This is a genomic window from Nocardiopsis sp. KDC1DS13DA1 (assembly GCF_055632325.1).
Genome location: NZ_JBVMUY010000017.1, coordinates 121499 through 130512, shown reverse-complemented (window position 1 = coordinate 130512; position 9014 = coordinate 121499). Strand labels below are relative to the sequence as shown.

10 protein-coding genes are annotated in these 9014 nt (G+C 70.2%); 3 read left to right on the top strand and 7 right to left on the bottom strand.

The window, feature by feature from the left end; genetic code table 11:
- Positions 1 to 28: 28 nt before the first annotated feature.
- From ACTVAJ_RS12545 to ACTVAJ_RS12525, 5 genes are all read right to left on the bottom strand, one after another.
- Complete coding sequence (locus tag ACTVAJ_RS12545) at positions 29 to 781, bottom strand: NADH-quinone oxidoreductase subunit C (RefSeq protein ID WP_470388303.1); 753 nt, start codon at positions 779 to 781, stop codon at positions 29 to 31.
- Positions 782 to 783: 2 nt separating this feature from the next.
- Complete coding sequence (locus tag ACTVAJ_RS12540; RefSeq protein ID WP_470388302.1) at positions 784 to 1329, bottom strand: NuoB/complex I 20 kDa subunit family protein; 546 nt, start codon at positions 1327 to 1329, stop codon at positions 784 to 786.
- Between the two features lie 64 nt (positions 1330 to 1393).
- Positions 1394 to 1753, bottom strand: coding sequence for an NADH-quinone oxidoreductase subunit A (locus tag ACTVAJ_RS12535; protein ID WP_017601065.1), 360 nt, complete (start codon positions 1751 to 1753; stop codon positions 1394 to 1396).
- 137 nt (positions 1754 to 1890) lie between these two features.
- On the bottom strand, positions 1891 to 3195 hold the full coding sequence (locus ACTVAJ_RS12530) for a geranylgeranyl reductase family protein (protein WP_470388301.1): 1305 nt from the start codon (positions 3193 to 3195) through the stop codon (positions 1891 to 1893).
- A 434-nt stretch (positions 3196 to 3629) separates the two neighbouring features.
- The gene (locus ACTVAJ_RS12525; protein WP_470388300.1) at positions 3630 to 4340 is read right to left on the bottom strand and encodes a demethylmenaquinone methyltransferase; all 711 of its coding nucleotides are present in this window, start codon (positions 4338 to 4340) and stop codon (positions 3630 to 3632) included.
- A gap of 378 nt (positions 4341 to 4718) precedes the next feature.
- On the opposite strand from ACTVAJ_RS12525, the gene ACTVAJ_RS12520 reads away from it, so the two are divergent.
- Positions 4719 to 5984: a TolB-like translocation protein gene (locus ACTVAJ_RS12520; RefSeq protein WP_470388299.1), complete on the top strand. Its 1266-nt coding sequence runs from the start codon at positions 4719 to 4721 to the stop codon at positions 5982 to 5984.
- Between the two features lie 54 nt (positions 5985 to 6038).
- Here ACTVAJ_RS12520 and ACTVAJ_RS12515 read toward each other — a convergent pair whose 3' ends face one another.
- Positions 6039 to 6350 carry a DUF4229 domain-containing protein gene (locus ACTVAJ_RS12515; protein ID WP_470388298.1) on the bottom strand — a complete coding sequence of 104 codons (312 nt, stop codon included), beginning with the start codon at positions 6348 to 6350 and terminating at the stop codon, positions 6039 to 6041.
- Between the two features lie 433 nt (positions 6351 to 6783).
- On the opposite strand from ACTVAJ_RS12515, the gene ACTVAJ_RS12510 reads away from it, so the two are divergent.
- Both ACTVAJ_RS12510 and ACTVAJ_RS12505 read left to right on the top strand, forming a co-directional pair.
- Positions 6784 to 6984, top strand: a complete 201-nt coding sequence (locus tag ACTVAJ_RS12510; protein WP_470388297.1) for a BldC family transcriptional regulator — start codon at positions 6784 to 6786, stop codon at positions 6982 to 6984.
- A gap of 129 nt (positions 6985 to 7113) precedes the next feature.
- Entirely contained in the window at positions 7114 to 7470 is a 357-nt protein-coding gene (locus ACTVAJ_RS12505) for a PLD nuclease N-terminal domain-containing protein (RefSeq protein WP_470388296.1), read from the top strand.
- A 133-nt stretch (positions 7471 to 7603) separates the two neighbouring features.
- Here the strand turns inward: ACTVAJ_RS12505 and ACTVAJ_RS12500 are convergent, their stop codons facing one another.
- Positions 7604 to 8962: a pectate lyase family protein gene (locus tag ACTVAJ_RS12500; protein ID WP_470388295.1), complete on the bottom strand. Its 1359-nt coding sequence runs from the start codon at positions 8960 to 8962 to the stop codon at positions 7604 to 7606.
- Positions 8963 to 9014 lie beyond the last annotated feature (52 nt).

Genomic DNA, 9014 nt, shown 5'->3' with positions numbered 1-9014 from the left:
CCGAACCGTGGTGTGGTGGTCCGCGGGCTCACTTGTAGGACCTCCGCTCGTCCGGCGGGGGCACGGTGGCGCCCCGGTACTCGACCGGGATTCCGCCCAGCGGGTAGTCCTTGCGCTGGGGGTGGCCGTGCCAGTCGTCGGGCATCTGGATCCGGGTGAGGGCGGGGTGCCCGTCGAAGACGATCCCGAAGAAGTCCCAGGCCTCGCGCTCGTGCCAGTCGTTGGTCGGGTAGACCGACACGATCGAGGGGACGTGGGGATCGGCGTCGGGGCAGGCGGTCTCGACGCGGATCTGGCTGTTGTGGGTGATCGACCGGAGGTGGTAGACGGCGTGCAGCTCCCGGTCCGTGTCGTCGGGGAGGTGCACACCGGACACCCCGGTGCAGAGCTCGTAGCGCAGGGCGGGGTCGTCGCGCAGGGCCCGGACGACCTCGACCAGGGCGTCGCGGCGCACGTGGAAGGTGATCTCCCCGCGGTCGACGACGATCCGCTCCACCGCCCCGGCCCCCTCGCCCAGGGCGGCCTCCAGGCCGTCGGCGACCCGGTCGAAGTCGGCGGTGCGGGGGTCCTCCGGGTCGGTGAACGGACGCGAGCTCACGGCGGGAGCGCTCCCCCGCACGTTCAGGCGGCCGAAGCCGGAGGTGTCCCCGGTGGTGGTGGCCCCGAACATGCCGGTGCGGACGACGGGCGCGGCCAGGCGCTCGCTGCCCCGGCGGTCGGGAAGGTTCTCCTCGGCCTCCGCGCCGTCCCCGTTGTGGTTGGCCTCGTTCTCGGTGCTCATCCTCAGTCCTTGCTCACCAGCGGCAGCGAACGGCGCAGCATCCGCTCCTCGGTCTCGGTGATCTCCTGCTCCCGGTGGGCGCCGAGCTTGGTGTTCTGCACCTTGTCGTGCAGCTTGAGCACGGCGTCCAGGAGCATCTCCGGCCGGGGCGGGCAGCCCGGCAGGTACATGTCGACCGGGACGATGTGGTCCACGCCCTGGACGATCGCGTAGTTGTTGAACATGCCGCCGCTGGAGGCGCACACACCCATCGCGATGACCCACTTGGGCTCGGGCATCTGGTCGTAGATCTGGCGCAGGACCGGCGCCATCTTCTGGCTGACCCGGCCGGCGACGATCATGAGGTCGGCCTGGCGGGGCGTGGCGCCGAACTTCTCCATACCGAAGCGGGCGAGGTCGTAGTGGGGGCCGCCGACGGACATCATCTCGATGGCGCAGCAGGCGAGTCCGAACGTCGCGGGCCACATCGAGCTCTTGCGGGCCAGGCCGACGACCTGTTCGACCGTGGTGAGCGCGATGCCGCTCGGCAGTTTCTCCTCGAGTCCCATCAGTGACGGACCTCCTCGGGACCGTGGGTTGGCCGGGTGCGGGACGGGCGGGCCGCCGTCGGGATCAGTCCCATTCGAGGCCTCCGCGGCGCCACTCGTAGGCGTAGGCGATGGAGACGTTCACCAGGAAGAGGACGATCGCGACCAGTCCGAACCAGCCCAGGGCGTCGAAGTGCACGGCCCACGGGATGAGGAAGATGATCTCGATGTCGAAGACGATGAACATCATGGCCGTCATGTAGTACTTGACGGTGAAGCGTCCGCCGCCCGCGGGCTGCGGGGTGGGTTCGATGCCGCACTCGTAGGCCTGCATCTTGGCTCGGTTGTAGCGCTTGGGGCCCATGACCGCCCCCGCCACCATCGACACCACGACGAACGCGGCCCCGATCCCGCCGAGCACGAAGATCGGTGTGTAGAGCTCCATCGGTCACCCTCCTTCTGGCTGTTCGGGGAGGTACATGCTTGTGATTGCTTTCACTAGCGGGGGCTCATCCTTCGTCCCGGGATTCCCCCCGCGCGCGGACGGGGGGACTGGCGTGTGTACGGCTTCGGGCCCCGGCCCTACGCGGCGGGCGCCATGCGCGACAGACCGTTGATGACCCGGTCCATGGCGTCCCCCTGGGTGGGTTCGGTGAGGTTGGCGAGCATCTTCAGCGCGAACTTCATGAGGGTGCGCTGGCGCAGGCCGTAGCGGGTCGCGTACTTCATGAACTCGGGCTGGCCGAGCATCCGCACGAAGTAGCGCCCGAGCGTGTAGTAGCCGCCGTAGGTGTCGGCGAGCACGTCGGGGTAGCGCAGGAGGGCCCGTTCGCGGGTCTGCTGCGTGGGGCGGCCGTGCGCCTGCGTGATGACGTCGGCGGCGATGTTCCCGGCCTCCATGGCGTAGGCGATGCCCTCGCCGTTGAAGGGGTTGACCATGCCGCCCGCGTCGCCGACGAGCATGAGTCCGCGGGAGTAGTGGGGCACCCGGTTGAAGCCCATCGGGAGCGCGGCGCCGCGGATGGCGCCCCTCTGGTTGTCCTCGGTGAAACCCCAGCCCTCGGGCATGCTCTCGGTCCACCGGCGCAGGAGTCTGCGGTAGTCGACTTCCTGGAAGGAGGAGGTGGAGTTGAGGATGCCGAGGCCGACGTTGCAGGTGCCGTCGCCGACGCCGAAGACCCAGCCGTAGCCGGGCAGGAGGACGTCGCGGTCACCGGTGCGGTCCCACAGCTCCAGCCAGGACTCCAGGTAGTCGTCGTCGTGGCGGGGGCTCTCGAAGTAGGTGCGCACGGCCACGCCCATCGGGCGGTCGTCGCGCTTGCGGATGCCCATGGCCACGGACAGGCGGGAGGAGTTGCCGTCGGCGGCGACGACGAGCGGGGCGCGGAAGGTCACGGGTTCGCGGTCGGCGTCCTTGGCGTGCACGCCGACGATGCGGTTGCTGCGCTCGTCCATGAGCGGGCCGGTGACGGTGGTGCGCTCCAGGAGCTTGGCCCCGGCGGCGACCGCGCGGTTGACCAGGATCTGGTCGAAGTCGAAGCGGGTGCGGACGAGTCCGAAACCCGGGTAGGCGGCCAGGTCCGGCCACGGGAGGTCGAGGCGGACACCGGCGCCGATGATGCGCAGGCCGTGGTTCCTGATCCAGCCCTCGTCCTCGAAGGTGATCCCCATGGCGGTGAGCTGCTTGACCGCACGGGGGGTGAGCCCGTCCCCGCAGACCTTCTCGCGGGGGAAGGAGGTCTTCTCCAGCAGGAGGACGTCCAGTCCCGACTGGGCCAGGTAGTACGCGGTGGTGGAGCCCGAGGGTCCGGCGCCGACCACGATCACGTCGGCGTCGTACTCGATCCGCTCCCGGCGTCTGGGGGAGGAGGTGGCTGTCTCGCTCACGGTGGGTCCTCGACTACTCGCGCGGTGCACCGTGGCGGGCCTGTGCGGGGTCCGACCCGCTCACGGGGTCTGTCGTGAGGTGACCCCGCCTTCCGGGATGTCCGGTTTGTGGCTTGTGGGATACACCTCGCGTCCTTGTGAAGTGCTTCACAAGGCCACTTTTCCGCAGTCTAGACCCTCCGGGGGTCGATAGGCGAGTCCCGAGGGGGTATTCGGAACCCTCTAGCAATAAAGGGGACATACAGCTACAGACGGTTGCACCAGCCCCAGAAAGCCGCCACTCCCTGACATACACACAGCTCAGGGATGGTTTCCGGCACCACACGAGCCCGTCGAGCCACACGAAAAACCCTGAAGAACAAGAAGTTCCTCAGGGTTTGCGAGTTATTGAGTTATGTGTGACCTATGGGACCAAGAGGTACCAATGTCGGATTTTACTTCTCCCGGAAGCCCCTGTGCAGGGCGACCGTCCCGAGGGTCAGGTTGCGCCACGCGACCCGGGACCAGCCGACGTCCTGTAGGGTGCGCGCCAGCTCGGGCTGGTTCGGCCACGCCATGATCGACTCCGACAGGTAGTCGTAGGCCTCACTGCGGCCGGACACGGCGCCGGCGATCCTCGGCAGCGCCGCCATGAGGTAGGTGGAGTAGATCCGGTCCACGGCCTCGACCGGAATGTGGCTGAACTCGCAGATGACCAGGCGCCCGCCGACCTTGGTCACCCGCAGGAGCTCGCGCAGGGCCTGGTCCACGTCGTTGACGTTGCGCAGCCCGAAGGAGATGGTCACCGCGTCGAAGGTCTCGTCGGCGAACGGCAGCCGCAGGGCGTCCCCCGCCACGAACGTGACCCCGCCGCGCGAGGCGCCGCCGCGCCGCTCGACCCCCGAGCGCAGCATCCCCAGGGAGAAGTCGCAGGCGATGACCCGCGCGCCCTTGCGCACGAAGGACTCCGAGGAGGTACCGGTCCCCGCGGCCAGGTCCAGGACCAGTTCGCCGCTGTGGGCGTCCACCGCGTTCACCACGGCGCGCCGCCAGACGCGGTCCTGGCCGAGGGAGATGACGTCGTTGACGAGGTCGTACCTGGAGGCGATGCCGTCGAACATCGCCGCGACGTCCTGGGGCTTCTTGTCGAGCTTGGCGCGGGTCATGGGACCAGCCTAAGGGCGCCGCCCCGGTCACCGGGCCCCTCCCCCGGATCGGCGCCCGCCGCGACGCGGCCCCCGGGCGCACCGCCCCTGTGATCGCGTGGCGCGGCCGCCCCGCGCGGAGTCCGTCCGACGCGGTCGCGCGGCTGGACGAGCAGGGCCGGGACACGGGCGCGGCACCGCCGGGCACCTTCCGGGCGGGACCCCTCCCGGATGAACGCCCGCGTCGCGTCTCCGCCCGTGTACGGAGGAAACCGGACACACACGGCACAGCGAATATCACCATGTGTGATTTGGGAGATACTCTTTGCGACAATGTGGCTGCGCCCATTTCCGTGGCACTCCGGCCCCGCCGCCATCCACGACCGAGGAGAGTCCTCCGTGAAGCCCACCCGATTCACCGCGCTGGCGATGAGCGCGCTGCTCCTGCTGCCCGTCGGGGCCGCCGTGTCGGCACCGGCCGCCTCCGCCTCGGGCGAGGGGGTCGTCAGCGAACGACCCGCCCCCTGGACCCCGCACGTCCTGGACGGGCGCATCAAGGACATCCTGCGCGTCGGCGACGTGGTCGTGGTGGCCGGGGCCTTCAACCGCGTCGCCGACAGTGACCGCGGCGTCACCCACGACCGGCGCAACCTGTTCGCCTTCGAGCACGGCACCGGCCGTGTCATCGAGTCCTTCGACCCCGTGGTGCCCGGGACCGTCAACTCACTGGTCGAGGGCCCTGACGGCTCCGTGATCATCGGCGGGGACTTCAGTGCCGTCAACGGCGAGTGGAGCAGGGGACTGGCCCGGATCTCCCTCCAGGACGGCGGCACCGTTCCCGGCTTCACCGTCCAGCTCGACGACGGTGTGGTCAACCGCCTCGCCACGGACGGAACGAACGTCTACGTCGGCGGCGCCTTCCACGGCCTGGACGGTACGGGGCGCCTCGGTCTGGCCCGGATCGACGCCCGCACCGGCGAGGTCGACCCCGACTTCGCGCCCCGCATCTCCGAACCCCGGCGCGGCGGCACCCGCCTCGAGGAACTCGCCCTGAGCCCCGACGGCCGACGGCTGCTCATCAACGGCACCTTCACCAGGGTCGACGACGAGGAACGGCACCAGATCGCCATGATCGACACCGTGAGCGGCTCCCCGACCCCGTGGTCCACCTCGGCCTTCGAGCCCGACTGCGACTACTCGCGCATGCACACGTACATGCGGCAGATGTCCTTCTCCCCCGACGGCACCTACTTCGCCGTCGTGACCGCCGGCGGCCCCAGGATCAAGCCCGGACTGTGCAAGGCCGCCGTCCGCTTCGAGGTCACCGACACCCCGGACGCCACCCCCACCTGGTTCAACAAGACCGGCGGCGACGCCCTCTACTCGGTGGAGATCACGGACGCGGCGGTCTACATCGGCGGGCACCAGCGCTGGATGGACAACGAGGAGGGCGCGCACAACGCCGGACCCGGTTCGGTCGAGCGCGAGGGGATCGGCGCGGTCGACCCGGAGACCGGCCGTGCGCTGGCCTGGAACCCGGGCCGCGACCGGGGGCACGGCGTGGAGGCCCTCCACAGCACCCCGGACGGCCTCTACGTGGGCAGCGACACCGAGCAGTTGGGCGGCGAGTACCGCGCCCGCCTCGGCCTGTTCCCGCCCGTCTGAGGCGACCCGCACGGGCGGACGGGCAGCGTGTCCGGGCGCCGGGGAGCGCCGGCGTCAGGCCTCCCCAGCCGACGTGCGCGCCTGGCCGTCCGTCCGCCCGGCGTCGTCCCCGTCCCCGTCCTCACGCGCGGCACCGCCCGACAGCCGCTCGCCCACCCCCGGGTCGCGGCGCCTGTTCAGGCGCTCGATCGTGGCGGCCGACATCTGGTCCCGCAGCCTCGACAGCAGGACGTAGGAGACGAGGCCGCTGACGAGCCAGGCGAGCACCAGCGCGATCCACGACCGCGCACCGAACAGATAGACGATCCCGAAGGCCGCCGCGAAGAGCCCGAGGCGGGCAGCGGTATAGGTCAGCCAGCTACGCATGGAAAAGCCTCACAACAGACGATTGCCTGGACTAGATTGGTCGCAACACTCATCAGCGCGCGATTGCGCCCGGCCCTCTGCGGGCCGGGAGCGTTCCGGGCGGCCGTACCGCCCGCACGTGTGCCGATCGGGTGACGCCCCAGAAGCCCTGACCTCCAGGTTAAGGGCGTGCATCGGGAGGCCCGCACCAGGGCTGCGTGTGTCGCCTCTCAGGAGTGTCCGGGACGGCCCAGCCATGGGCCCGGATGGTCATGGGATGTTTCCAATCCCGACAGCAAGGGCCGAACATCACGTTCCGGTCACATATCCCGTACTCCTCCCCCCAACAACGCAATTTCTCCGAAAACTAGGGAGGAAACGGACCAACTCGTGCACACTAGGGGATCAAACGCCCGCCGCCCCCGCAGTCCGAGGCGGGCACGATTGGGGGAATGTGAAGGTGGAACGAGCAAGCGAACGCCTGTTGACCCCCGGGGAAGTGGCCTCACTCTTCCGGGTTGATCCCAAGACCGTCACCCGCTGGGCCGCCTCCGGGCGGATCAGCAGCATCCGCACCCCGGGAGGTCACCGCCGCTTCCGTGAGTCCGAGGTACGCGCACTCCTGCTCGGTGAACCGAGCGAGAGCACGCACTGAGGGAGCCGCGCCCTCCGAGGGCGGGGACACGCCGCTCACCACCACGGTCCGCAGCACCCCCGTACGGACTCCCGAATCCCGTGTCGGTGTCCAGCTGTGAGGAGTCGACAGCAAGAGTAGGCTGGAAGCATGGTATGGCTCGGTGGCCTGATCACTCTCGCGACGATCGTTCTGTGGGTGTACGCGTTCTGCGACGCGCTCACCACGTCGGCTCAGGACGTACGTAACCTGCCGAAATTCCTGTGGCTGGTCGTCATAGCCGTGTTCATGCCCGTCGGTGCGATCCTCTGGCTCTTCCTGGGCCGACCTCGCCAGTCGGCCCCGGCTCACGGCGGCGCGCCCTCTCCGGCCCAGGCCGGGTCCGCCGCCGACGGCCTCGACCCGTCCGACTTCGCCAAGCCCTCCGACAGCCCGCACCCGCTCGGGCCCGACGACGACCCCGAGTTCCTGCGACGGCTCAACCGCCGCATCGACCCGGACGACTGAACGACCGCACGGTTCACACGACGGTGGGGCCGCACCCGCGAGGGGGTGCGGCCCCACCGTCGCTCCCGGCCCGGAGCCGGAGGGCGGGCGCACCACGTCGGGCCCGCCGCGAACCGTTCCGGCCCCGCGTCCGCTACAGGCGACCGGCGCCCGCCCGGGACGGTACGGAGCGGACGGCGTGGACCGGGTCCACCCGCTCGACGTACGCGGGCGTCCACGTCCGCTCGGTCCCCAGCGCGCGTTCGGGGTTGGCGGCGTTGAACTCCGCCACCAGGTCGACCGGGGCCAGCCGGCCGCGGCCCCCGTCCAGCGTCGCGTTGCCGCACCCGACCATGTCGGTGCCGCCCCAGTTCTCGATGATCTCGTCGGCGCCGATGCCGTCGTACAGGTCGAAGACGTTGTTCTCGGCGTACAGGTGCGACTCGAACCCGGCACCCAGGCTGTACTGGTAGTGGTCGCCGCGCAGGCTGTAGTAGTTGTTGTACACGTGCGTCCGGCCGTAGCGCACACGGGGCGCCCGCTGGCCGAGGCCGTCGAAGTGGTTGTGGTGGTAGGTGACCCGCAGCCGCCCGCGGTCGGTGGTACGGCTGTCGCTGTTGCCCAGGATCATGGCCTTGTCGCGGTCGGCGAGATGGTTCCAGGACACCGTGACCAGGTCGGACCCGCGCACGATGTCCAGCAGGGCGTCGTGCACCTCGTACTTGCGCCCGAAGTACGAGGGGAGCTCACTGCCCGGGTTGTCCCCGTCGTCGAAGGTGTTGTGGTCCACCCAGACGTTGGTCGACCCCGAGATCTCGACGTTGTCGTACTCGGAGTTCCAGTTGCCGGAGCCGCCGTCACCCGGATCCCAGCCGGGGAAGCAGTCGTGGGCGTCGGAGATGGTCAGGTTCCGCAGGATGACGTTCTCCACGTCGGTGATCCGCAGGCTCATCCCGGTGACGGCCGCGTTCCCGTCCGCCCCCACGATGGTGGTGTTGGCGCCGACCCGCACCACGATCTGCTCGGCCTGGCGGTCGGACGACGCCAGCCGCGCCTCCTCCAGCGGCCCCTCGGGGTCCTCCCAACCCCAGACCTCGGGGGCGTAGGCGGCGAGGTACTCCTCCCGCGTGTAGCCGTCGACGGCGTAGTCGGCACACGACAGGGCGGTGCCGTCGGGGGCGGTGTTGGCGTCGATGACGCCCTCCACGCGGACGATCCGCGGGGTGTCGCCCTCGCGTGCCCCGACCGCATCGCGGAACTCCTCCAGGGTGGACACGTGGAAGACGTCCCCGGCCGCCGCCTCGGACCCGCCGGTCGTCCCCGCTCCGGCGGCGCCCCATCCGTCGTTCCCGGACAGGACCGCACGGCCGGGGTCGGTGGGGCCGCCGGAGGTGGTGGCGGTGTCCGGGACCGGGGAGCCGGATCCGGCGGAGACGGAAGCGGGGGCGAGGGCGCCGACAGCGGCCAGCGCGGTCGCCAGGGTCAGGGGGAGCAGGTGTCTGCGTCGTGACATACGTCCGTCCTGGGGGGGGAGGGGGTGGCCGGCGGTGACGGCCATCTGATTG